The organism is Legionella birminghamensis (genome assembly GCF_900452515.1).
In the GTDB taxonomy this organism is placed as follows: Bacteria; Pseudomonadota; Gammaproteobacteria; order Legionellales; family Legionellaceae; genus Legionella_C; species Legionella_C birminghamensis.
The window spans coordinates 2208605-2235244 of sequence record NZ_UGNW01000001.1; the positions used below are offsets into that span (position 1 = coordinate 2208605).

Sequence of the window (26640 nt, forward strand, 5' to 3'; positions counted from 1 at the left end):
CTCAATGACTATATTTTTAGGAATAATTAACCCTGTTCTGGAAGCCGTATGTTTCCTGATATGCTGTATAAAGGCGAAAAATTATCTCTTGGAGAAATCGATCACTATACCCTGATTGTAGAAAATGCAGAAAAGACCGCTGAGTTTCACATTAATTTTCTTGGATTTAACTTTCAATATAAAAAATGTATCAATTCAGGAACTGTCTGTGATCCCGACCATGACATGATCAATTATGTTCTCACCCTGCCATCTAATCCCACAATCTTTTGTGTTATCACCCAAGGAATGAATGAGGAAACGGTGTTTAAAAAATACTACCGAAAATTCGGGGAAGGAATTCACCATATCGCATTCAAGGTTGACAATCTTGAAAGCAATTGGAATGTATGCGAAAAAAACGGAATTTCCAGGACATCCACAGAAATAATTACTGATCCAATTAGCGGTTTAAAACAGTTTTTTATTGTGAAAGATCTTGGGGGTTATTTTATTGAATTAATTGAAAGAACAACACTGACCAGTGAACGGGACGATTTTACTGGTCATAATATAAAAAAACTATCAGATAGTATAAAGAAGTTTGTTTAATGTTTATCCTGAGTGCCGGAACTCCCCGCTATTGCGGCGTGGCTAAAAGCGGTGATTCATCCTTCTCATCCAGCATAACTTTGAACTCCTGAACACTGTGGGGTTTGAAGAAATTCAGGAAATGCCTGCGCTTTTCGCAGATCTTCTGAATCCTGAGTTTAAATGCATTTTCATCAAAATCCTGGCTCTCATCATCGAGATCCTCTAACGCCGCATTGAGTAAAGCGACCTTTGATGATTTGTCGCCGCAGGTTCTTCGATTCACACCCCTACTAATATTGCTAATTAATCTATTAACAATGTTGCGATATTTTCCTCTGTTATCGGGCTGAGATATCGCGGTATCAAGGCTTGCTTTTAATTCACAAATGCCCTGGTCCGTTTTTGAAGAGGTTAAAAAGTATTCAAAACCATTGTCATTGGCTAATTGTTTGAAGCAGGCAAGTGCATGCTCATTGATATCTTTATCGTATTTAGTTGCAACCAGTATGATTTTCGCTTTGGGGTAGAGCTCTTCGATATCATCAAGTTTCCTTTGATAATCCCTTACATTCAGAGGATTGCTCGACGAAACATCAAGGCAATATAGAATAGTCTGTGTATTATTGAGAAAAGCTGTCCCAAGGCTCATAAATTTAGGATTTCCAGGAGTATCCCATAATTGAACCCGGCGCTCGTTGTGATTATAAGGATCAAAATCCGGACCAATGCTACTTCTATACTGGGATTGAAATGCTTTTCCTACTAATCGATGAATGAGTTGAGTCTTTCCTGTGTCGGATTCACCAAGCACCGCTATTTTGTAAGTCAACATTTAAAACTCCATCAACGAGGGTTGCGTTTTAGAATGGTGTGAGTGCAGCGGATTATTATACTCTTTTATTGATTATTCGTCTAATCCAACTAAAGGCGAAACCAAATCCCCGTGGTGTCACCCATGCGACTACTCGCGGCTCCGAATCCGAATCCCCGCGGCTTTGACCGCGGGGCCCATGCCTGTTGAAGAAGTATGGTCCTCAGACAAGTTTCAATGTTGCCAAAAAATAGGATTTAACAGATAGTCATAAACAGGTGTTCTTAACATTAAATTAGCTTCGTGTGGGCCCCGCGGTCAAAGCCGCGGGGATTCGGTGGTCTCAGTCCGCGGGGATTCGAGTAGTCTCATGGTCTGCGCCGGGAACCGATAATAATACTATCCCTTTACCAGCAAATAAGCCTGTTCCACAGCTTGTTTCAATCCCCTCGCTTGCAAATGGGCAGAAACCTCGAATGGCTTTTTATACAATTGAGTAATAGCAAAACGGTTATTGTAAAGTGCTTCCACTTCCTGCTCATCGACTGAAAATGGCGGACCTCTCATTTCATCCTGATTATAAGTGGTTATAATCAAAAGCATCATTGTTCCGGCGCTTATTAGCGCGGTTAAGTGATTGGAGTATAACTTGCGCATCTCCTCAGGTAAGGCAATTAATGCAGCGCGATCATAGACAGCATCAATGCTGCCCAGCATTGCCTGGCTTATTTTAAAAAAATCACCTGCGTAAATTGTAATTTTATCACTGTAAAAGACAGTAAAATTTTTAATTGGTTCAATGCGGTAATCGATTTTATTTTCATCAAAAAAAGCAGAGCAGGCCAACTCACTGAGCTCTACCCCTATCACCTGATAACCCTGCTCTGCAAGCCAGAGCATATCGATGCTTTGGCCGCAGAGGGGCACAAAAATACGGGCGCCCGGCTCTAATTTCAGAGAGGGAAAATATCGCTGCATCAGTTTATTGGGTTGCTGCTGATTAAAACCGATATCTTTAGATTGCCATTTTTGAAGCCAGAAGTTCTTATCCATTTTGAGAGCTCAGTAAATTAGTCGGCTGAATATTGATCACTTAAACAAGTCTCCTGTTTGGTCCTGGCATCATTTACCCCTGAAATTAAAGCCCAAAAGTCCAGATTATGACACACTGAATAAAAACAAGGTAAGCTTTTGTCTTTAGCACTCGAGATCAGCTGGGTGAACTAAAGCCCATAAATAATTCCAAGAGCAGAAATTAACTGCTCGACATTTTCCTCCATTCTCTGCATGATTAGAATCGCTTTAATTCTCATTATTAAAGGAATTTAGGATGAAAGCCAAAATACTATTATTTCCTCTGACATTGCTGCTATCCTGCAGCACCGCCTTTGCCGCCACCCTGTGCGATAAACTGAGCGGCTCCTGGCAAGGGGAAGGACGTTACATCAGCCCTGGCTTGACTTATGTTTTTGATGCTGTGGCCACGGCTTCCCGCGAAAATGACCATTTTCGAATGGAATATACTGTTCATGGCGAGGTGGAGAATGGCAGATCTTACTCTTATATACTTGAATGTGAAAATGGATTTCTATCCATTAACGAAGGGCCAGTTCAGGGTGAAGGGGCATTTACCGGAACGAAATTGGTTTTAAAAATATTTAACGGCACTGGATATACCTTTTTGCGTTTAAAATGAAGATGCTAGATCACGTCCTATGCCTTAAACATATCACCACTACGCCCTGCGGCTTGTCCCATAGCTATCTACACAAATGTATTCCCCCATCCGAATCCTCGCCACACCGACCACCGAATCCCCGCGGCACCGACCGCGGGGCCCATGCCTGTAGGAATAGCATGGTCCTCAAACAAGTTTTAATGTTGCCCAAAAATAAGATTTAACAGCTAGTCATAAACAAGGTCTTAACATTCAATTGGCTTCGTGTGGGCCCGCGGTCGCAGCCGCGGGGATTCGATAGCTTTTAATTCTCATGCACTGGTGTAGATAGCTATGGGCTTGTCCGCAGGGTCCAGCTATTTATGAGTATTCTGGATCCCTCTTATAAGCCGAGAGACATAGAAGCCAGGATCACACGGGGTTTCAGAGATGTAAGGATAACTATGCGTAATTCATTCGTCCATGATATACTGTTTTTCATTTTAATCAAGTAGTTATTAAGCCATGATGCTATCTCATTTGGAAATTGTCCTGCGCCTTTGTCTGGCAGCTCTGTTAGGCAGTGTTATTGGTTTGGAGCGCGAGCGGGTACTGTGGGCCGCGGGTTTGCGTACCCATATGCTTGTCTGCGTGAGTGCATGCCTGATTATGATTGTCTCGGCTTTCAGCTTTTCAGACATTCTCGGCACCCCCAATGTAGTTCTTGATCCCTCACGTATCGCAGCACAAGTAGTTTCCGGCATTGGCTTTTTAGGTGCAGGCGCCATTCTGCTGCAAGGCAATGTGGTACGCGGCCTGACAACAGCAGCCAGCATCTGGACCGTAGCCGGTATTGGACTTGCTGTCGGCGGCGGCCTTTATCATGCAGCCCTTGTTGCCACCGCTCTTATTGTTCTCATTCTGCTAGTGATTAAACCCCTGGAAGAAAAGTTTAAAAGTAAAAAAAGCAGCTGTACTCTAAACTTCTATGCGACTCATGCCGAGATGAACTTTGAGCTTCTTCAAAAAACTATCGGGGAGCGGATCACTTCCCATATCCATCAGTTTATTGTCCAGCCCAGTGATATTCCAGGCTATGATGAAATAAGAATGAGCCTGGAGAAAGTTCAGAAAGCAGCCGCGCTGGAAATTATCGACCAAATAAAATCGCTGTCCTGTGTTAAAGATGCGGAAATAAAGGTGAAGTTTATTCGCCCTGTCTCCTTTCGCTAAATAGCAGACTGAGAAATGTCTGGGCAGCCTCTTTTTTCCTTTAATATTCAGCATTACTACAAGCTATGCACACAGTTATCCACAGTTTTTGTGGATAACTGAAAGTCAATCATGCAGGGGTAAAAATAGAAGTCTGTCCACTAAATACAAGGCTTTTTACTAGATAAATCAGAAGAGTGTACAGACTGGCAGGTCAAAGGACAGTATAAACTTATCCACAACACTGCCGTCTTTGCGAACGCAGTGAAGTAATCCAGATCCAGACCTGAATAGTGCTTCAGACAATTGCTTCGCCGTTAGCTCGCAAAGACGTATTTGACAAAGATATACTCTGGTTCATGAAAATGCATTTTCTCAAGCTCGCGCCTGCACCGATTCGACATCCAGAACTCATACTCACTGAAGATGAGCGTAGAACTCATTATACTTTACTAAATATTCAGGGGTCATTCGTTTGATACCATAGCGGCTTTTCCAGATTGTTTTAATCACTTCAGGTATGCGCTTGGGTGTGGCCTTGAGAGCAATTGACCATAAATGAGCGACAAAGGCCTGCCCTCTTGTTTTGCAGTCAATATCCAATAAATAAAGCGCATCTTTAAATAATTTTAACTGTGTTTTCTTTAACAGGATGGCAGTGCGGGAGTTAGGCTCCAATAAATGATTTCTTATTAACCATTGCCTGATCAATCTGTCGAACTGCAGAGAGTCGCGGCGATGTCGACCATAGCTTTTGGTAATGGATTTAAAATGTATTTTGAGAGCTTTCTTATCAGGTACCAAGCGCTCAATATGGTCCAACACCTGAGTTACACTGCTTTTTAAATCATAAACCTCTATGATTGCTGGAGAAATCAAATACTCCAACTGCTCATCAAGCAGTAAATATTGAATCACTGGCAGTTTGTAATATCCTCTTGGCAACCAGCGGATTGCAGCATTATAAGACATAGTAAAAACAATTAATGTATTTTCTATTAGTGTAGCCCTGGTGCCGATGTTTTTTTAAAGAGCCTCACCCATGCCCTTTCAGCTACAATATATATAAACTACCCGGGTTAAATGAAATGCCAGATTCGATTCGATTAAATGTGGCTGGAGGAGTGGTTGACATTGTGATTGATAATTCATTATCTGCACTGACCGCAACCTTTGTATATACTCCAAACCCTGAAGCAACCCCAAATGAGATGCTGTTAGGCTATCACGATGCAGCCGGACAAGATCATATGGTTTCCATGACACTGGAGCCGAATGGCCAGTGGACAGCCAGACGTACTATAGCCCCTAATGAGAGCAGCGATTTTTTTATGCATCCGGATGTCAAACCCGGAAAGCTGAGTCAAAAACCCGATATTATCAATAAAATCGCTTTGTCAGATGGAAAGATTGTCACTTCGGTGTACGAAAATCCTAAGTTAACAAGCAAAGGCCGCCTGCAAACGCATGTGCTCAGTGCCGAGGGTCAGCTCAGTGAGCCGGTAGAGGCACATTATCAGAGCAAACCAGGCGAGCAGTTACTGGAGATCTATTTCCCAGCCGGTTATAACCCTTCAGAAACCAAAGACTACAATATTCAAGTGATGCTCGATGGGGACATGCATTTGCGCCAGGACGCTTTTGGCAATAGCATGAACACAACAACCATTTTGGATAATTTAATTGCTGAGGGAAAAATGGCCCCTGCAATTGCCGTATTTGTCTCGCCCACTCCGCCGGTGAATGAACAAGGGCAATGGGTAGACATGCAAAGGCTGAAAGAATATGGCTGTAACCCGCAAACCGATGCGATGCTTGCCGCCATACCCCGTGCATTGAGACAGGCAGGCATTAAAGCCGTAGATGATCCGCAACGAACAGGCCTATGCGGACAAAGCATGGGTGGGCTGCAAGCTTTATACACTGCTAAAATGCATCCCGATATTTATGGACAAGTGATTGCCCAATCCCCTTCAGTCTGGTGGGGTCCCCCGACTGAAAAGTGGGACGGCCCGGTACTTTACGAGGCGGATGAAACCTGGCGTGCGCCCTTGGCCAATAAAGAAGAGCAGCAATATCTACTGGGCATGCTGAAATCCCGGCATGACAGACTTTCCGGACGTCAGCTGCCTACAGGAAACGTAAATGTCTATCTGCAGGCGGGAACGCATGAAACCGGCGCGCATGGCGGTGAGCCTTTAACCCAGGCGGCGATGTCACTGGCTCGGGAATTAAACACAGGCTGCAGGCTCCACAATGGCGGGCATGCCGCTGAGGCCTGGGCAACCGGATTGGCCTTGTCATTGCCTCTGGCTCATCCCGGGCCATCATTAATGAAAGACACGGCGCTTGAAATTCAGGAAGTCGATGGCATCAATGGGTTCACACAGCACTCGGCTGAAGAACTTATGGATGCCGGAAAAATTCCCGGAGTGAGTCTTGCGTCTTATCGTAATGGGCAGATATCAAGCATGTCCATGGGAAGTGTTCGAACGGGCGAGGAATCCGTGACCCAGGAAACCCGCTTCGGTGCCGCTTCACTGAGCAAACCGGTATTTGCCTATCTGGTTTTAAAGCTCATAGCAACCAATCAGGCCGATGAAGCGGTTCCCGGTTTTGGAAAATTCAACTCCAGCAGCCGTGAATTTAATTTGAAAACGCCCCTTCACGAAGTATTCCGGGATGAAAATGGGAAACCCTTTGCAGATGCTGACAACCCTTTCCTCAAAAAATTCAAGCCTGAACAGTGGGAATGGGCAAAACGATTAACTGCCGAAATAATCCTGTCACACCGGACTGGCCTGCATATTTTTGACAAGGAGCCCTATCTATTTCAATTTGAACCGGGCACATACTACGCTTATTCCGGACCAGGTATTGACTGCTTACAAAAAACTATCGAAACGCTTACTGAAACTGATCTTGAAACTCTGGCCTGGGCAAATATCTTTGCCCCGCATGCTTTAAACTTGCCTGGCAGCAGCTATGGTGCAGCCCCTGTCGCAGCCAATAGTTTACACACCACCGCATCAGACTATGCCCGATTTATCAGTGCCTGGGTCAATGATGATCAATTGAATTATGCTTTCGAACCTGCAAAACCTGTTTATTCAATGGACAAAGATTATTTTCCACAATCAGAGGATAAATTGGTTGAAGCAATAAACATTCCCCCAAAAGATAAGGAACAAGTCACCTGGGGACTGGGTATCGGGCTTGTTACAAATGATCAGGGGGATGTGATAGGCGCCTATCATACGGGCGATATGAATGAATGGCGGGCGGGGTTTGCCGCCGAAATAGATCCTGAGACGAAAAGCTGTACCAGTGCTATAGTCTATTGTGCGAACTCTGCAAATGGGCATATCCTTGCGGAGCAGGTTTTACCAAAAACCTTAAGGCCTGCGCTCAATTATTTTTTCCCTACCTACGGATTTGCCCGCACTGTGAATGAATTAGGCGGGGATAATTTGCATGGGATGAATCCCAACCTTTTGAAAAAAGTAACTCATCATTATAAAGAGCGTTTACAGGAATCAAAAACGGAGGCATCAGCTGAGTCACAAAGCCAATCACAGTACACACCATCTGGTTGAAACTTAATACGAACAAGATTAAAATACGAGCATCCTGAACAAATCCAGTCACAATGCCTCTTCATCAACGCATCCTTGAACTACAAAAAAATTCTGGCTATCCATCCACAGGAGGCGATTGCAATGGTTTTGGCCTTTGCTGGCTTGAGGCAGGCCTTATAGAAAAAGAGGATTGCTTTGAGCAGGAAATTGAATTGATTGAGTCAGACGCTGCAAACCAAAATACAGGTAAGAAGCATTTGCCTTTCCTGGATAGCCTGACTTTATATCAGACCCCCTCCGATTTTGATGAGCTGTTTAGCAAAGGGAAAAGCATCAATCAAGATGATATCGAAACCATCTCAAGCTTCGCCTCAAGAGATGAAATAAGGGCGCTCGGCGGGTTAAAAATCGTTCAGGGCCTGCCCTTCATTTATAATGAATACGAACTTAAAGCCTATCTTGATGAACTGGGCTTGCTGTTTGAGAAACACTCAACTGCCAACAAAAAGACTATTGGTATCAAACTGGTTAATCATAATCATGCCCTGGCTTTATTTTACAGACCGGGTAAAGGATGGAAATTTCGAGATATTAATCAAAAGAAAGTATTCGCACAGGAAACCCAGGATACGCGTGCACTAGCGCAATTAATAGTGAAAGGATTTCGTGACCACCCTCGTTATCCAGTCCTCCTTAGCCCTTTCATGAACGCTATCCATTGGATAAAACGTTGCCTTGGAAGGGAATATATCAGTGTTAATGCAAGCCTGGTTATAACAGCCAATGATTCCCGCTCCTCTCTTTTGGAAGAATTTGAGCAGCTCAAATCAAAGCAGATCATCAGCAAACGCATTGCCAGGCGTGAAGGAGTTCATCAGTTGGCATATCTTTATGCTAAATACGGGTATAACCAACAACTTATTCAACTGGCTGAATTGGGAGTAGATCTGAAAAAAGCCCATTCTGAGGATTCCGCCGCACTGATTGCTGCCCAGCATGGCCATTTAAATGTTATACAAACCCTGGACAGATACTCCTTATCCTATAACCAACTTGGCTTGAAGGGAATCACACCTATCTATTTAGCAGCACAGATGGGCCACACACATATCCTGATTGAAAATGAAGCGACCATTGATTTTAAAATGAAGATGTCAGACGGCAATAATCTGTTTCATATTGCGGCATGCAGAAATCGCTATGAATTATTCAATCTGTTGGCCAAGCATGAAAGTGGAATTAATGAACCCAATAAAGCCGGGACTTATCCTATCCATAGCGCTGCCTATTTCGGTAATGCCCAGGCTGTAGGTGAATTGATAGCGCTTGGAGCCGATGTCAGGAGCGCCGATCCCAGGAATGGTCATACTGCTGTTCATGTAGCAGCTGAACGCAACCATCCCTCGGTCATTGTCGAGCTAGCTAAAAATGCTGCAGACTTGAACGAGAAGAACAAAGATGGGCTGACGCCCGCGATAATCGCTGCCAATAAAGGTCATCACAGAGCACTCAAGGCCTTAATTGAGTCAGGCGCTGACATGGCAATTGCAACCGCCCATGGTCTAACCCCACTAATTGCTGCCGCGGCTGGCGGGCATAGCGAATGTTTAGAAGCATTAGCGGAGATTGATGATATTAATCGCCCTTCGCCGGAAGGATTAACGCCTGTTTTTTCGGCTGCCACCTTCGGCCATGCCCATCTTATCCCTTTAATGGCAAAAGTGAATGCTAATTTAGATATCGCTGATTTCGAAAATTCCCCACCATTATTCATAGCAGCCTTAAAAGGCTATAACCAGGTTATCGCTGAGTTAGCTAATCACGGTGCGAACGTAAACTATACCGATCCTCAGGGATCTACAGCAGCTCTGATGGCGGCAGAAGCAGGCCATCTTGATTGTGTTGTTGAATTAGGCAAACATTCGGCTAATCTTGATCGGGCAATGACCAATGGTACCACGCCCCTTTATATCGCAGCTCAAAATGGCTATAGCCCTATTGTTTCTTACTTATGCGAATCGGGCGTTAGCATTGACCACTCAATTTATGACGGCGGAACGCCTTTGTGTGCGGCCATACAAAACAATCATCCTGAAGTCATAAAAGCGCTTATTCAGCATGGTGCAAATTATCCCTCATCCCTTTCAGGGGGCGAAACATTTTCCATCAATGGAAATGCCCCCATCAATCAGTTCATCAATTTATTTAAAGCAATTAATCAATTGTGGGATTACGGCAGCTGTTTAAGCAAGCTAGAAGATAAGCAAAGCCAGACTGAAGGCAAGCAAGCAAAGAAACTGGCCCATCAATTATCACTCTATACGCGCGAATTATTAATCGCACGCATTGAAAATAAAACCACTATACAAAGCGTTATTCAGGTAAAATTTAACAGAGTTTATCAGGCCGGATTCCAACTCATGCAAACCCACCGTGCGGGCTGGAAACCCTTATTAATTAATATTGGCATTGCTGCTACCGGTCTGGGATTGGTGTTGCTTGCCGGGAAACTCATGGTCACCGGCAGCGCTTTTTTCGCACAGACCCAGCGGCAAAATCTTCTGAAAGAAGTGGGTAAAACCTGCGAAAGCGGTTCCCTTTTCGCCGTTAGCGCCTGAAGCCAGAACGTCCACCCAAAGAATACTGATAATTTACTAATTTCTACCGTCCCTTTTCAAAATAGCTAGTCATTAAATTTCGATAATTGGGGATATATTTTGAAAATAAAGCACCCAATCCTTCAATATCCCTGCGCCAATCGCGATGAAGCTCGCATGCCATACCAAACCAGTTAATAAGCTGAGCGCCCGCTGCCTGCATTCGAAGCCATGCACTATGACGAGTTACTTCATTATTGTCTATATCCAGCCGTTTATATTGAAACTTCATTTTAATCTCCGATGGATTAACTGAGTAATAATATTGACAATAAAAAGCAATTCTATACAGTACAACACTTCTCTAATGATATCTCAGGGATGTTAAAATGACACAATTCTTCGCTAGTTTTACTGTTAGTACCTCCGCAGCTGCAGGCATACCCAGTGCCGGTTTCTCCGGTACAGCGAGTGGGGTTGCTCAAGCTGTACTGGCTTCAAAGAATGCGGCTACAGTTTTGTCAGAGAAAAGCGGCCAGCGCGATTCAATCCTTCAAGCCTTGCAAATTTTATTTAATGATCCCACCGAGATGAAGCACGATGTTCTGAAAACTTATCTGAAAGAACTTCGTGGGGGTTTGATTGCAACTAATAATTCCATCGAATGGATTACCCGATATCTTTCACTCGTCATGGTGAGTGGTATGAGCCACCTCGCGCAAATACCCAGTGATGCAGCCACACTGGTGCGGGAAACGGCAAAAGGTTTATCCAAAGTGGAGATCCCTGGCGATGAATTAAAAGAAGCAAGCACAAAAGCATTCACTTTTGATCCTAAAGAGCAAAAGCCTTCAGCAAGTGTTGATAAAGTAGCCGATTTGGTCAGTAACCAGGGAGGGCAGATTATTGATAAAGTGCATAAGGCAATTAATCTTAACAACAATTCACATGCGCGAACCCATGCCAAGACCGCGGCTTCTACAGGGGCAGGCGGCACTGTAACAGCCACTGCCATCATGCCTTCAGCAGCTGCCTTGTTAACCAATATGATTGGCCAGATTGCCAGGGAAGCAAGTGCCGTAAGTCATTTTTCTAAAAAGGAGTCGGCGAGCGAGGCGGATGACAAAAATGTATATCATGCAAGCAGACAGGTGACGCAAGCCACTTTTGACCGCAATACCCAGCTTTCCCAGGAACGCTTGCAAATTCTGCAGAAAGCCTTGTCCCATATGAAGCGAGGCGGAGACTTGTTCTGCGATCAAAGCGTTAGCACACCCCTGAGCATCGCCCTCTTTCGTATGGCAGCCTTATCAGTTTTCGTGCTCGCATCACGCCTTGTCTCGAAAACAGCTGAAGCCGCCACTGAAGGGCGCGTACAAAAAGCACTTGCGAAGGCAACAGAGCAAGGGCCCTCAGGCGGCGTTGATCGCATCAGCGTGCATTCCAATCTCAGCGTTCTCTCCAATATTATGCGGCTTTGCGCGGCAAACCTGGATAATTCCTCAGCTGTTGAAGCAGCAGCCCAAACCAGTGAAATTATTGCCGGTCGTTCTATCAGCGTATTATGGAGCCATGTTAGCGAGTTGGCTAAAGCACTTCATCAACTGGCTAACCCTCAACAAGATACCTCTGGAATTTCTGCTTCGGCATCGACCAATAGCTCGGTCGATTTAGCGAAACCGGAAGCGCTTGAACAATTTAAAGATGTTATCAAGGCGGTACTCGATGGCATTGAAGAAGGCAATGGACAGCATGTCATTCCTAACCTGAACAGGGACATGGCCAGCCAATTGAACACCAGCGCGCACGGAGCGGTCGCCTCCCTTGTCGCCACCCATAGCATGTTCAGTAATCCAGTGACGCTGTCTGCCAAAGCATCGAAAAAAGCTGTTCATACCAATGATGCACAGAAGAATGAAGCGTTGATGGCAACGCTTCCCAGCCTTACTGAAATGCTCAATCGGATTCAGGCGTCTACCCGTAATTTCATGGAGGAAATTAAAAAGGACATTCACCCGGCAGCATCGAAGGATGGCGGGCTTTTATCAACCCATGATACAGTTGGAAGCAGTACGGCAGCAGTCTATTGGGCAGCTTCTGCGATGGCTTTACTAGCGGATGAGATGCTCAGCATCTGCCGCTCCCTCACTTTAATTGACAAAAATCGCTCGCAAGCCTCTTTAAAAATAGCCAGTGAGTTACAAAGCAGGGATCAGTCCGCCCAGGCGTCTGAACAAATCAGCTGGGATAGCCATTTGGAACAAGACTATAGCGCTACCCATGCCATAACAGCGCTGCGCCTGACTCTATCGCATACCGGCATTGCCCTGATGCAAATTGCTAAAAATATGCATCATGCATTAAAAGATAATACCAACACCGCCCAAAATAATCTGGCAATGCATACCCTGCAACGAAGCCTGCTAGACTCCTGTGCTTCCGCCGCACTCCACCTCGCCGAAAGCACTTTATTTTCCACGGGTGCCGCATCCGCAGCGCCGATGAGCATGTTAGGCTCTGCCAATTGGACGCATCAAAAAGTGCATGCGACCGACGGGCATTTGCACCCAGCGCAAACTCATAATAGTGAAAACTCCAGTAAAAATGGGAGTGAGTCGTGTCAGGCAACTGGTTTTAGCACTGATCTGGTGGCAGGAACCATGACCAATATTTTGAAGGTTCTGGCCCAGGGTGGTTTAATCGGCCTGAATACTATTTTGAAGCTGATGAAACTGTTGGAAATTATCAGTTTGCACCGGGATTCCCACATCGCGTTAAAACTGGAATCGGTTGATTCTTCCAATCCCAACGGTATCTCCATTAATTCGATTGATGAGCCCAGTGCTGGTTCTGTTGCGGGAACCAGCGCAATTCTCATAAATTTCCTGGGTGCTTTCCAAACGCTGGATCAAAGTTCGGGAACTCAATCAACTTTAAATGCCCAACGCAATCTGCAAGATATAATTGATAAACAAATTGCAGCCATTGAAGTGTTGAAGGATGACGAAGAGCGTCAGGAAACGAAAGGCTTAAAAGCGTTTTATAAAGTTATTATCCGTTTATTAGCGCCGGATGCTTCAGAAGAAAATTGCGACAGTTTAGTAAAACGTCTGGATTTCGGCGGTATTTCCTTATCCAGTTATCATAGCAGCTTTGGCGCATATAATGATTGCCCAGTCCCTGATTTGAGCTTTGTAGCTCAGTTTGCCAATCAGGACGATGCCCAGGGACTATTGCGCAAATTTATCAATAAAGCTAAAAATGATTTCAGCCTGTTTAAGTCCCTGCATGAACAGCTGCCGCAAGCGCAAAGAAGCACAAAGGCACAGACCTTGTATACTCATGTTTATGAGGAGCTCTACCAACATTATAAGCAAATTAAAATGATGGATATTGCGAGACATAGCTCAAGAAAGCGGGTACCTACGCATGAGGAATTCCTGAGTGATTTAGGCCTGGTTCAAGCACCGCCACTAGCCGATGCAAATGATGAGGACCAGAATCAGGCGGAAGCTCCCGGGACTATCGGGTTAAATTAGTATGCCTTCAGACTATATCAGTATCCCTGACAGCAACAGTGAATCCATTATTTTAATGGAAGAGCTGCGAGCCAGACTGCCGCGCAGCATGCGCGAGCAGTTAAGCCCCAATACGCAAATACAGGCATATTTTTTATTGGCCATGCTAAGCAATGATGCCTGTGTGCACAGGCTCCATCAACTTTTGCAGGAGCAGTACAAAGCTCCCCCTTCCTCCCAAACGCCAATCGAACAGGCACTGTCCCTGGTAAGTCAATTACAGGAAAGCCCCTGCAACCATGAAGCGCCATTCAAATTCCGCCTGCCTCATTTTTTAGGCGAATACCCGGTTCACAGCCGGGCAATTAATAACAAGATCAATCGGTTCAACCGTTTAATTGAAATTTATCATCAGGAAGCATCTTATCAGGATCTCAATCCTTCGGCTTTAAACGAGGCCTATCAAAATATTCTCAAAGCGATCAAAAAACATTATATGGGATGTAATGTTTACCAGTTATGGCAGTTACTCAAATCGATGAGCACCTGGTCAACCCGCCCTATTGATGAATTATTGTCCGCTTACCCGCTTTTATTAAATCCTGTTACCAACGCCTCCCCCTCCATTGAGGTAGATTTACCCGCCTTGCCCAAAGAACCAGTTACTGCAATTAATCCAGCGGTAAGAACCAACAAGCAAACTGATTTAAATCCTTTTACTTCAACGTCTGATTATCTGATTAGCGAGGCGGGACGCCTTGCTGACAGTGTCTATCTCACTATTCATGGTTTTGCCTTAAAACCAGGCGGCCATGCCGATGCCCTGGCTAAAAGGACGCCCGGGTTTTTACCCTGGGCAGATTGGCAGCAACTGATCGCACGCCAGTTATCCCAACTGGTTGATGTTCCGCTTAGTCAGGAATTCTTTGACTGGATGCAAACGGTATTGCGCCGCCTTGGTATCCAGTTTATCCCGTTAAATACTGCCAGTTACCATTGCTATGTGAGTCCTTTTTTAGATACTAGGACGATATTGAATATGCTCAATGAAGAAATGGTCATGCGTATTTTGGAAGAACAGTGCCAGCAGGCCAGCTTCATAATTGACCCTGTCTATTTACCCATCATTAGCCGCTATCTCATTCGATTTTTACAGCCCTTTCAATATAATCGCGGCCAGGCCTTGGGGATTGGCGCCAACTGGGGAGGTGTGATCAATGACTCGAATGAAGACGCGATGGACACATTTCGCTTGAATGATCCGGACTGGTCCAATCATTTTAAACACTTAAGCCTCCATCGGCAAGGGCCTGCCGAGGCGCGTATGAATGCTGCAATCGGAATAAGATATGAACTTGGGGCACTTCTGACCAGCTTTGAGTATATGACGAAACTGCAACCCGCCGAGTACGCCGACACGCTTTACAGTGCCCTGCTGGACAATCTTATGGCGACACTTTTTCCTGAGCCGCCTTATTTTGAAAACAAGGCATACACAAAATATCGTCTGCATTTCGCATGCACTTATACTGATGATGGCATGCAAGAGATCATTTCTTTTCCTCAGCCAGATCCACAGGGCACGCATTTTAAAACGGCTAAGGGCAATATTAAACAAACGCCGATGTATCGCGAGGCGGGATCGCTGCGTGTTGAAGCATTTCCGCGGGACACAGGTTCTGGAGAATGCCTGCAATCACTCTCTGTTGCCAATCCTCTATGGCCGCTTCAACTGCAGTATGCACAATGTTCCTCCACCGGTACACGCGGGCATGTCGTCTATAATCCCATCGGGCCAGACGAATTTATACCGGATGCATTTTATGGCCAGGTCATTCGTGAAACAGATGAAATTTTCATACCTTATATCGGCGTAGTTCCAAAAAATTTCGACAAGGAGGAAGAGCTTTGTGCTTCATTTGTTGTACGAATGCTGCAGTCATCACGCCTAATGGTCTATTGCCCTGTTTTTCGAGCCTGTTTTATGGCAATTGCCAGCCGGTTTCTTCCAGCCGAGGATAAAACTACGCCGCCCCTAATCCATGGCGCTAACTCCGAAATCAAACGTAAATGGCAGGCGCTTGACAACGCATTACATCATTCCCAGCTATCAGCTGACTTTTGCCATGAAGCCTTTTTCTCCTTATTTAAGGAACTTATTTTTAGCCTGTATTCCCTGACGAAAGAGGATCGGGATTTACATTCTTATTTTATGACCCTGACCACTTCTGAGGAAGCCTTTAAACCTCAGAGCCGCGCGACTTGCGAGCGATTAATACGCGAACTTACCACATTAAAACCACTGCAAAATGTAAAAGGTCTGCAGTACTATGAAAATGTTTTAACTTATCTTACTCAGCTAACTGAGTTCTTCTATCCGCTGCCCTGTGATGAAACAGCTGCAGCCATAGCCGAGCAAGCCCGAATACATGTTGAGCCTTTACTGGCATTACAGGAAATAAAAGACTATTTTGCCGATTTAACGCAGAAAGGTTCGACTGCCAATATTTCAAAAAAAATCTCGCCAGGGCTGATGCATAATGCCCTTGCCTACCAAGCCCCCTCTCCCAAAATAGCGGATGATTTTTATGTCCGGAGGCATATCGTCAATCTTCACTCAGGTTATCGCGATCTCGACGGCAATCAGATTGCCACTCCTTCTTCCCGGGAAATGGGGCTGGATCTGATCATCAAAACAGTTGGCGCATTATTGCCCTTAATCCATCGTGATAAAACCCTGCTCAGCCTGTTAACCCAACCCTTTGCACAAGCCTATATTGCAGGCCATCAAGCGTATAACACCAGGGAACAATTCAGAATCATTCAAGCCATTTTATCCGGCACAGGCGGTTTTATTTATGGGATAGGCCTAGGTGCTATTGATAGCCTGAGCTCAATACCCAAGACGATTTATAATGCCTTGTTTGCCTCCGTAGAACGGCAGCAAAAAGCCAACCATCCACTCGCTATCTCAGCCGCACCCGGTAATGAGCCAGGATTGAGGATGGAAGCAATGATGGCCGTTCGCGACCACTTGCTGCAGCTTATGGCGAGGGCAAATGGCCATGAACCATCGCAGGGGCAATTAGTTGATATCCTGCTGACTCATGTAAAGAAAATACATCCCTCTTTATTGTCAGGCCGAATCAAGAAAGAAGAACACTATAGAAAAATATTATCTGAATCATTTCCCCTGGCAGCTGATGAATGGAAACTGTTATTTAGTCCAGCGATTGAGACCAGCATCCCTGCCCTGCAACAGCTAGTTAATCGACATGCATTACAAATTGATAATGTTTTAATTTATGCATTATATGAATGCTTAACCGCTCCCAAAAACGGGCAAACCCCGGATGAAATCATCAAATCGGTTATTTCGAAGCATAAGTTGAAAGATCCCCATGATAAAGCACTGACTGCCTTTGTTTCCTGCTATGACAGCCATCCTGAAGCCAGAAGAACAGAACTTGTTCAATATCGGTTCAATGGTGCCGCATTAAACAGGCTTCGCGAAAAAGAACGCAGTCTACGTAAAATACAAATCTGGTTGAATAATGCTCTGGACAGGCAATGGGCGTTAGAGGTTTTACTTAGCCACTCACTGAATCATTATAAAATTCTCCTCAATCAGGCCACTTTGGCTGAGATTGTCTTAGAGCTTCCTGATAGTATGAAAGAAATTTTACACACGCTTTTCTCCAAATCAGGAAACGACCGGGAAATACTAAAATATTACCAGTTGCAGGAAACAGAAAGAACCTTTCTTTTACAATGTTCCAACTGCTATAAAACCATTTCGTCTCCCACGATTAGAACCCTTATTTTAAAGCGGACTCTAATTCATGAGGTTAATGATTCTTCATTAAGTACCAAAAATCGCGCACATCTGAAGTTAACCCGATTCGTAGAGCGGGAATGGCAACACCAACTCCTGCCAGCCAATAAGGTGGCATCCATAATCAAAGAGATAAAGAGGCAAATTGAGCCGCTAAATCATCCAAGTATCGATGCGCTTCTTTCCCACTATAAAACTGCAGTGGCAAACCTCAAATGCACGAATGCTTTTGATGAGTTCTATGAGGCAGCCATAAAAATACAAACCTGGTTCAGCCTAAAAAGCCCTCTCCAGGAATGGCTTAATGTCACGATGAATGGATTTATGAACCGCCTCTTAGATGACATAACCTGGGTGAATGAAAGAAAGTTGACTAATCGCTTGAGCGAATCACAAGCCCTATTGGCCTGGTTAAATCATTTAATCACTGATCCATCAGCCATTCGAAGCTTGTTAAACCAGCAAATCGAGCAAACTGAATCGCTCGATCACGCCGCCTGGCGTTGCCAGCATATTTTACGCGCATTAGAAGGATTGACGCCCGGAACGGAGTATATTCGGCATACAGGAATGCAGAAACTATTGCGGGTGATTGTCCAAAACAACAGCACAATTACTTCAACAGGGGAACAGAAAGACAGGGAGGTGCCCGTTAAAGCCCTGTGTGAATATTCCAGCACCATGCAGCATGCCCTATGGCGCGTCAGAGAAAAAATCCCTAACGCAGATGTCGTCAGACCGCTTGAAATTACATGGAAAGGTCATTGACTGGATGTTCTTCTTCTGCGCTAACCGCCTCTTTTTTTGCTGCCCGTAATTTATTAAGCTCAACAATGGCATCATTTAAAGCCCCATAGGCAGGATACTCAGAGATGCTCAGGGTATCTATTGGTTTTTTGGTGTAGGGATCAGGGTTGCCTTTATTATGCCAATCCATTAACCAATCCAGATTATATACGCTTTTGCCATATTTCACTGGCACATCAGTGAAATAGTCCATCATAATGCTGTCCCTTAACTCATTGAATAAGATTTCCTCTTCGGCAGATAGGTTCAACTCGGCAACAAGCGTCGCTATTGTTTTACGATCTTTACAGGAGTCTATGTGGTCCTGAAGCAACTTATTAAATATCTTTCCTTGACGCGAAGCTCCCACAGGGGGATTCTCAGACAAACGGCTCAAGGCAGCGCTGGTTTGCCGAAATTGCGGCTCAGGTACTGCGTTTCTTGTAGACGCGCCTAAATTGTGACGGCGATATCCCTGACTTGGCAGGTTTAAAGGTGCGCCTTCGCAAATAATGCGGGCATTCCCTGTTCGAACTACAATCGAATTGATAACATTTTGGCTCGGTCGTTGTGTGAAAATAATAGTTCCCTGACCATAAACGGTTAACTGCATATCATCAGCCACCGCATTTTCGAACGTGAGGGTTCCACTCCCCTCTTTTAAAATTACACATCCAGCCCCCACCTGCCCACTAAGCCTTAAACTAGCAGCATTGCTGACAGTCACGTTGACCTTTACGATTGAGCCAGTAATAGTCGTTGTTCCACTGCCTTCCCGTATAAAATTGGTATTTTCAGGGATTGTCTCCAGACTTGGAGAATCGGCATTCACATGAGTGATGACTTGTTTAGCTTTTATTCCGAACAGTGCTTTCACGGCAAACATAGGGTCTCCTTACAAAAAGGGGAATTATACATCTAATCCATTGCAGCGTCTCGAGTGAAGTTCCAGATGGGCCCCGCGGTCTTTTCGCCGCGGGGATTCGTGGTTCCTGGGAAGCACCTCTCGAACTCGAATCCCGCGGCTTGACCATGCGAATCCCCGCGGCAGCGACCGCGGGGCCCATCTCCATCCCCACAACGGAATACTTAGGCTGTAACCAAATAATCCTGGCCAAACTGCTCCAGGTATTCCTGGTAGTTCCCTAAATAGTTTTTAGCCCCATGCTGCTCAGTCAGAACGAGAACCCGGGTAGAAATATTATCAATAAAATGGCGGTTATGGCTGACAAATAAAACGGTGCCGGGATAAGCCCTCAAGGCTTCAATCAGGGCGTCAATAGACTCCAGATCAAGGTGGTTTGTTGGTTCATCAAGGATAAGGACATTCGGCTTTTCAAGAATGATTTTTGCCATGACCAGCCTTGCGGATTCGCCCCCGCTTAACATCGCAATTTTTTTATCAACATCTGTACCACGAAATAAAACCTGACCCAGGATATTGCGTATTTCCTGGGAAGAGGCAACCACATTGTCTTCCATCCATTGTAATATGGTTTGTTCGGGATCTAGTAAGCTGTGGTAGTCCTGTGAGAAATAACCTATTGATACGGTTTCACTCCACTCAAAGCGCCCATTATCTGCCGAAAATTCATTTAAGAGAATTTTTAAAAGAGTCGATTTTCCAATCCCGTTAGGTCCGATAATGGCGCATTTGTCGCCGCGATATAAGGCAAAATTAATTTTATTTAATACCCTTTTCTCAGCAAATGATTTATGGATGTTTTCTACATTAATAATCGATTTACCTGAGGCTTTGCGCTGCTGGAAATTAAAATAAGGCTTCTGAATATTTGACTCTTTTATTTCCACCAATTGAATTCGATCAATCATTTTTTGCCGGGAGGCAGCCTGTGTGGCTTTACTCGCTTTAGCGCCGAAACGATCCACAAAGGTTTGCATCGCGTTAATCTTCTTTTCCTGATTTTTCAGTTCGCTTTGCTTCAATAACAATCGCTCTTCCTTGGTCGCAACAAACTGATCATAATTTCCCGGATAATTCAATATAGTGTCGTAATCAATATCGAGAATATTGGTTGATACTTCATTCAGGAAACTGCGGTCATGGGAAATAAAAACCAGCAGCCCGGGAAAGGTTTTTAGAAACTGCTGTAACCAGGCAATGGAAGTAATATCCAGGTGATTGGTCGGCTCATCCAATAGCATAATATCAGGTTGCTGGTATAGAACCTGTGCCAGTAAAACTCTTAGCTTGTAACCTCCAGACAAAGCGCTTAGTGGCTTGTCGTGATATTTCTCTGCAATGCCGAGGCCGGATAACAGATTTTTTGCGGAAGGCTCGGCATCATAGCCGTTATGATGCATAACAATCTCTTCCAGTTCGCCAAGACGATACCCATCCTCTTCAGTGAAGTCCTCTTTGGCATACAATTTATTTTTTTCAGTAAGGGCTTCCCATAAAACTGCATTTCCCTGAATCACTACATCGACAAGCCTGTCGTCTTCGTAGCGAAAATGATCCTGCTTTAATATGCCAAGGTTTAAGCTCTTTGCCCTCTCTACGGAACCATGAGAAGCGGACTCCTCCCCGGCAAGAATTTTCAAAAAAGTGGATTTACCAGTGCCATTGGCTCCCACCACCCCATAGCGTTGCGAGGGTAACAGGACCAAATCCACTTCCTGGAATAATGATTTTTTGCCAAAAACCATGCTTAAACTTCGAACATCTAACATACAGAAAAACTCGTTAATTAATCAATTACCTGGACTTGCGTCGCATAGTCGCCTTTTTCACCGGTCTTTAAGGTATAGGAAACGCGCTGACCAGAAGTCAACTCCTTGTATCCTGATCCCTGGACTTCAGAAAAATGGACAAACACTTCCTGCTGATTTTCATCGGAAATGATAAAACCATAACCTTTAATTCTGTTGAAGCGCTGCACTGTACCTGTTTGACTCATTATTTAACCTTCTATTTTATGACAGACGTTTGACGCCCACTTTTTTCCCTTTTATCTTTCCATTCTGGAATTGGGCATAGGCTTTCCCTATTTGACTTCGCTCAATAGCCACATAGGAATGTGCGCTTAAAATATCAATCTTTCCAATTGCCTCTGCTTTTAGCCCTGCATCTTTTGTTAAGGCACCCAGTATATCACCGGGTCGGATCTTATCCTTTCTTCCAGCCATGAGACCGAGGGTGATCATGGATGGCGATAGACTTGAAGAAGGGATGGCGCTTAACTCATTCACTGTTCCCCAGACCAGAGGTTCATTTATCAGCTCTTCAATTGCACATAAGCGCTCCGCATCCTTGGGAGTGGTTATACTCAAGGCCAGGCCTTTGCTGCCAGCGCGGCCGGTACGTCCTATACGATGGACATGTACTTCCGGTTCGAAAGCCAGATCAAAATTAATAACTGCCGGAAGCTCCTTTATATCCAAACCTCGCGCAGCAACATCTGTTGCTACCAAAATACAACGGCTGTGATTGGCAAACTGAATAATAGCCTGATCCCGCTCTACCTGTTCCAGATCCCCATTGAGAACGCCGGCGCTAAAGCCATCCTGCTTGAGCAGACTCGCTAGCTCCTGGGTTTTTTCTTTAGTATTACAAAAAATTAAAGTGGAAGCTGGCTGATAATGCATTAATATTTTTTTCAATATGGGGTATTTATCAGATTGATTCTCTACTTCAAAAAATCGTTGCTCAATCTCTTGTGCGCATGCTGGCTCTTCTGCTTTTACTTCCTGAGGATGACGCATAAACTCTTTTGCCAATTGTTTAATCTCTGGCGTAAAAGTCGCGGAAAATAACAAGGTCTGCCTCCTGGAGGGACAAAAACCAAGTATTTGCCGTAATGAGTCAACAAATCCCATGTCCAGCATTCTGTCTGCTTCATCTAAAATGACCGTGTCAATATGAGACAAACTCAAACTCTTTTGCTCTAAATGCTTCTGAACCCGTCCCGGCGTACCAATAATAATGTGCGCGCCATGTCGCAGGGAATCATACTGCGCCCTGATTGGAGTTCCCCCGGAAAGGTTTAAAATTTTTATATTCGGTAAAAGCCGGGCGAGACGGCGCAAAACCTGGCAGACTTGCTCAGCAAGTTCCCGTGTGGGGCAAAGTACCAGTGACTGCATTTGAGGCCGGTCTGTTTTCAAATGATGAAGCAGTGCTAAACCAAAAGCGACTGTTTTACCGCTGCCTGTCTGTGCCTGAGCGATAACATCAGTCCTGTTCAGCAATAAGGGTAAACTTTGTGCCTGAATGGCTGTCATCTGGTGATAATTTAGCGAGAGAAGATTATTCAATAACTCTTTTCGCAGAGCCAGGGAAGAAAAAGATAATTCCCCACTATAGTCAGGAAATGCTTTTTCTGAACTAGTATCCATTTTCTGGGACGCTTGGATTGTAAACGAAGCATATAGTACCACAAATTGTCAGATTAATTGAATTAATTAACCTTCATCTACCCTTTAATGATAAAATGTTGTCCAAGTATAAATAATAAAATCAATTTGACTTATGCCCCAAGCAATCCATCCATTCCTCGCTGCAGCCCGCGAAGGCGATATCCTTAGAGTTCGTGACTACCTAAGACAGAATATAGATGTAAATATGACTTACCATGGCGCCAATGCCCTGCACCTGGCAACACAATTTAATCATGCCGAGCTGGTTAAAGAGTTGCTTGAATCAGGTATGGATGTCGACGCATTGGATGGCTTTAAACAAACGGCCTTATGGAAAGCTTGCCAAGAGGGATATGCCAAACTTGTTGATATTTTTCTAAAACATGGCGCCAACCCCAATCTTATATGCCGCCGCATGCCGCCACTGGCTATTGCCACAGAAAATAATCATATTGATTGTGTTAATTTATTATTAAATGGCGGGGCTGATATTAATCTGGCTAACGAAAAGGCTGGGCGCACGCCAGTTTATATAGCAATCCAGTGTGGGTATCGCCAACTGACTGATCGTTTTCTTGAAGACAATCGCACTGATTGGTCTCATACCGACATGTATGGGCTCACACCATTAATGACTGCAGCAAGCAAAGGCGATGAAATTACCGTCAGGCAATTACTGAATAAATCGATTGATTTTACAAGCGTTGATGCACTTGGTCGCAATGCAGCTGAGCACGCTGAGCGGATGGACATTGAGGAGTTGTTTCAAAAAAAAGGGATTGTCCCTGTTGATAAACCGGGACCCTTGACTTTAAGGAGAAAGCTGCAGCACTTTCTAAAATATCTTGAGGAAAATCATCCAAATTTATATAGCACAACCCAATTTGATTTTTTTAACAAACATTCTAAACAAGGCTTTTGTTTCGGATATGCTGCTCTTTGTGCGATTCTTATCAGGCATAAAAAAACGTATCTTTTACAAAAGGCTTTGCATATAATTGCAAATACTAATCATTCTGATTTCGTATCCTGCCATCCTGGCTCTCTCCTCTTCGAGACTTATCGAACATGTTTAGACAGTATTATGTCTCTTCACATGCACAGCCCGACAAATTTTTTAAATCCAAGGAAACATTTGAATGCTCACGCATTTTTAGGAAAGGACTGTGAGGATTTTGAAGAAAAAGCAGTAGTAGGTTTTGTATTTAAAACCACGGAACTTCCAAGGCTATTAGAATTAGCCTTTGATATCCACTCAACATTTCTTTTATTTAATAGAACGCATGTCATTACTCTGGACAAAAATGAAGCAAATGCTTATCAAGCTTATGCTACAGACTGTGACGAAACAGCTCAATTTAGTAGCCTGGAAGAATTATCCCGGTTTATTGCCATTATTTTTTCCGCCAATAAAAATCAGATTATGGGACTCTATTTAATGATTATTGAATCAGAATCCTGTAATAAAACATTTAACTTCTCCCCAATTAATGAATATATTTTATCATTACTGGAGCAACGTAAAAATCAGCATGAGTTATATATCAGAGATGCGGTGGGAACAGCCTCCTTAGCAACCGCAATCATGACAAGTAATGAAAAACTAACCTCTGAAATATTCAGGCTTTATATCGAAGAAACAAATCTTTCCGTGGCTGAAATGTTTGAGCGAAGCCAAACATTCCCACAGGCATTGGCGTTGTTAGCATTAAAAAAACGGGCTTACTTAATGAAAATCCTGCTTGCTTTAGGAGCCAATCCTAATAAAACGGATACACATGAACAACCCCCTTTGGTAATTGCCGCAGATAACGGTGATCAGGATAGCGTTAGTTTGTTACTAAGCCATGGCGCATCCCCTAATCAAACAGACTCAAATGGCTCAACCCCCTTGTACCTGGCTGCACGGGGTAATCATTTTGAGGTTGTCGAGGAATTAGTAAGGTATGGAGCCTTAATTGACACCCCCATTGCGGATGGATGTACCCCACTCATTGTTGCCTGCGCATTCGGACATACCGCGATTGTCGAATTTCTGTTAAAGAAAAATGCTAGCCCATTTCCGAGGGGCTACTCAGATAATGCATTGGATATGGCGATTATTTATGGGCATTTAGAAGTTGTAAAACTGCTATACAAGTACGGTGTCTCACTTAAAATAAGCAAGAAATTTTATGATGCTGAAACCTGCGCTTATGTCATGGAAAAGACGGATATTCAGAATTACATAAAGAGAAAGCTGCAAAAAAATCAGGGAGTATACCCCAAAGCTGGTCTTTTTCACTCTGCCCCTGCCCCGACAAGCGTTGAAGAGTTAGAAATGCTTGATACTCATCAGGCAGTGATTTAACCTTTCACTTCCGTAGCGGCACATAATAATTGAGAAATTATGAAATATCTTATACATTCATGTCTCCTGCTTGCATCAGTGATGTTCTATGGAACAGTCTATGCAGCTATCTGTCCCCCTCCGAGCGCTTATGATCATTATGTATTAACCAAACTGCGTGCTGAAAAGAAAAAAGATGCCGCTGATGTAATTCAGATTTACTATAAACTTCTAAGCCCATTCAATCCGCAAAAGCCGACTCTCCTGGTTATCAATGGCGGTCCTGGCGGAGACCATAATCTAATTGATCTGTTCCGTGGAACAGAACTTGATAAAAAAATGAATATTGTGGGTTTCGATCATCGAGGCTTAGGTTGTACCCGCTTTCTCTCCCCCTGGATGCCCACGTATGAAGCAGGCATTTATTCAATGGGCCGGGCCGCTGATGACATTGAAGCAATTCGTAAAGATCTGCTCGGGGAAGATGGAAAATGGTTTGTCTATGGTGTTTCCTATGGAACCATGCTGGGCCAGCAATATGCGATTAAATATCCAGAGCACATCGGGGGCATGATTTTAGACTCGGCTTTTCATGACAGCCAAGCCATCAATATTGCCCGGCAGCAGTTTATGTCCCTTTATATTCGCGGGGATAAGACTGTGAGTGATTTATTTGATCAGGTAATTGAAAAATATAGCGATCTTCAATTCGCTATACTTCGTACTATCTTTAATTATAGCTACGGCTATGATGGACGCACAAAGGCTATCCCCATTTTCCTGCAACAACTGGCGAATACCACCTCCAGAAAAGATGCCAGAAAGATGATAGGGAATACCAGAAGTTTGCCGCTAACGGGTATGTCACGCCATATTGTCTGTGAGGAAATATGGGATTATCCAGCTGAGCAGGATTCAAACGCCTTTTATTTTGCCCCATTCAGGGATTGCGGTGTATTTAAAAAATATCGCAATCCCATGGCCTTTTCTGAGGAATTGAAAAAATTAGATATACCTGTATTTATTTGGGGAGGACGATATGATCCCGTTACGCCTATTCAGGCTATGCGCGAAATGCATCAACTGATTCCTGAATCCTTATTCTGGGAGCATCCCTATGCAGGACATGGTTTAATTGTGGAAAGCTCTGCTTGTGCCCTAAAGTTAGCGGATATGTTTTTCAGTGGTAATTCAGTCACCGAGATAGAAACCTTGGCCAATAGCAAAGATTGTCAGGGTGAGCCGTCTGCGAATTTTGCAGATACCAAGAGCTTTTTAAAAAGAATGACATTACCAGGCGTAGAATTTCCCAGTTTTTAGCGCTTGCTGACAGAAAAACAAACTACCCAAGGGTGGTTTTTGAT

General features: G+C 44.2%; 17 protein-coding genes. 9 read left to right on the forward strand and 8 right to left on the reverse strand.

What is annotated here, in order from left to right; all coding sequences use genetic code 11:
• Nucleotides 1-48: 48 nt before the first annotated feature.
• A complete protein-coding gene (locus DYH42_RS09340; protein WP_058522173.1) occupies nt 49-591 on the forward strand; it encodes a VOC family protein in 543 nt (180 codons plus the stop codon).
• 28 nt (nt 592-619) lie between these two features.
• Here the strand turns inward: DYH42_RS09340 and DYH42_RS09345 are convergent, their stop codons facing one another.
• Both DYH42_RS09345 and tmpT read right to left on the reverse strand, forming a co-directional pair.
• Nucleotides 620-1405 carry a Rab family GTPase gene (locus DYH42_RS09345; RefSeq protein WP_058522174.1) on the reverse strand — a complete coding sequence of 262 codons (786 nt, stop codon included), beginning with the start codon at nt 1403-1405 and terminating at the stop codon, nt 620-622.
• A 378-nt stretch (nt 1406-1783) separates the two neighbouring features.
• A complete protein-coding gene (tmpT, locus tag DYH42_RS09350; RefSeq protein WP_058522175.1) occupies nt 1784-2437 on the reverse strand; it encodes a thiopurine S-methyltransferase in 654 nt (217 codons plus the stop codon).
• 277 nt (nt 2438-2714) lie between these two features.
• On the opposite strand from tmpT, the gene DYH42_RS09355 reads away from it, so the two are divergent.
• The gene (locus DYH42_RS09355; protein WP_058522176.1) at nt 2715-3080 is read left to right on the forward strand and encodes a hypothetical protein; all 366 of its coding nucleotides are present in this window, start codon (nt 2715-2717) and stop codon (nt 3078-3080) included.
• A gap of 486 nt (nt 3081-3566) precedes the next feature.
• Nucleotides 3567-4274 carry an MgtC/SapB family protein gene (locus DYH42_RS09360; RefSeq protein ID WP_202814575.1) on the forward strand — a complete coding sequence of 236 codons (708 nt, stop codon included), beginning with the start codon at nt 3567-3569 and terminating at the stop codon, nt 4272-4274.
• A 396-nt stretch (nt 4275-4670) separates the two neighbouring features.
• Here the strand turns inward: DYH42_RS09360 and DYH42_RS09365 are convergent, their stop codons facing one another.
• On the reverse strand, nt 4671-5225 hold the full coding sequence (locus DYH42_RS09365) for a hypothetical protein (RefSeq protein ID WP_237758933.1): 555 nt from the start codon (nt 5223-5225) through the stop codon (nt 4671-4673).
• A 116-nt stretch (nt 5226-5341) separates the two neighbouring features.
• On the opposite strand from DYH42_RS09365, the gene DYH42_RS09370 reads away from it, so the two are divergent.
• Together DYH42_RS09370 and DYH42_RS09375 are read left to right on the forward strand one after the other, a co-directional pair.
• Nucleotides 5342-7849 carry a serine hydrolase gene (locus DYH42_RS09370; RefSeq protein ID WP_058522178.1) on the forward strand — a complete coding sequence of 836 codons (2508 nt, stop codon included), beginning with the start codon at nt 5342-5344 and terminating at the stop codon, nt 7847-7849.
• Between the two features lie 53 nt (nt 7850-7902).
• A complete protein-coding gene (locus DYH42_RS09375) occupies nt 7903-10449 on the forward strand; it encodes an ankyrin repeat domain-containing protein (RefSeq protein WP_058522179.1) in 2547 nt (848 codons plus the stop codon).
• 43 nt (nt 10450-10492) lie between these two features.
• Here DYH42_RS09375 and DYH42_RS09380 read toward each other — a convergent pair whose 3' ends face one another.
• Complete coding sequence (locus DYH42_RS09380) at nt 10493-10720, reverse strand: cysteine hydrolase family protein (protein WP_058522180.1); 228 nt, start codon at nt 10718-10720, stop codon at nt 10493-10495.
• Between the two features lie 97 nt (nt 10721-10817).
• Between DYH42_RS09380 and DYH42_RS16700 the strand changes: the two genes are divergently transcribed.
• Nucleotides 10818-13967, forward strand: coding sequence for a hypothetical protein (locus DYH42_RS16700; protein ID WP_174905238.1), 3150 nt, complete (start codon nt 10818-10820; stop codon nt 13965-13967).
• 1 nt (nt 13968) lies between these two features.
• On the forward strand, nt 13969-18549 hold the full coding sequence (locus DYH42_RS09390) for a hypothetical protein (protein ID WP_237758934.1): 4581 nt from the start codon (nt 13969-13971) through the stop codon (nt 18547-18549).
• Here the strand turns inward: DYH42_RS09390 and DYH42_RS09395 are convergent.
• From DYH42_RS09395 to dbpA, 4 genes are all read right to left on the reverse strand, one after another.
• Nucleotides 18530-19453, reverse strand: coding sequence for a hypothetical protein (locus DYH42_RS09395; protein ID WP_058522181.1), 924 nt, complete (start codon nt 19451-19453; stop codon nt 18530-18532). The genes DYH42_RS09390 and DYH42_RS09395 overlap by 20 nt on opposite strands.
• Before the next feature lie 203 nt (nt 19454-19656).
• On the reverse strand, nt 19657-21261 hold the full coding sequence (locus DYH42_RS09400; protein ID WP_058522182.1) for an ABC-F family ATP-binding cassette domain-containing protein: 1605 nt from the start codon (nt 21259-21261) through the stop codon (nt 19657-19659).
• 17 nt (nt 21262-21278) lie between these two features.
• Nucleotides 21279-21488, reverse strand: coding sequence for a cold-shock protein (locus DYH42_RS09405; RefSeq protein WP_058522183.1), 210 nt, complete (start codon nt 21486-21488; stop codon nt 21279-21281).
• A gap of 16 nt (nt 21489-21504) precedes the next feature.
• The gene (gene dbpA, locus DYH42_RS09410) at nt 21505-22926 is read right to left on the reverse strand and encodes an ATP-dependent RNA helicase DbpA (RefSeq protein ID WP_058522184.1); all 1422 of its coding nucleotides are present in this window, start codon (nt 22924-22926) and stop codon (nt 21505-21507) included.
• Between the two features lie 133 nt (nt 22927-23059).
• Between dbpA and DYH42_RS09415 the strand changes: the two genes are divergently transcribed.
• Together DYH42_RS09415 and DYH42_RS09420 are read left to right on the forward strand one after the other, a co-directional pair.
• Entirely contained in the window at nt 23060-25297 is a 2238-nt protein-coding gene (locus DYH42_RS09415; protein ID WP_058522185.1) for an ankyrin repeat domain-containing protein, read from the forward strand.
• Nucleotides 25298-25336: 39 nt separating this feature from the next.
• Complete coding sequence (locus DYH42_RS09420) at nt 25337-26596, forward strand: alpha/beta hydrolase (RefSeq protein WP_058522186.1); 1260 nt, start codon at nt 25337-25339, stop codon at nt 26594-26596.
• Nucleotides 26597-26640: the final 44 nt, after the last annotated feature.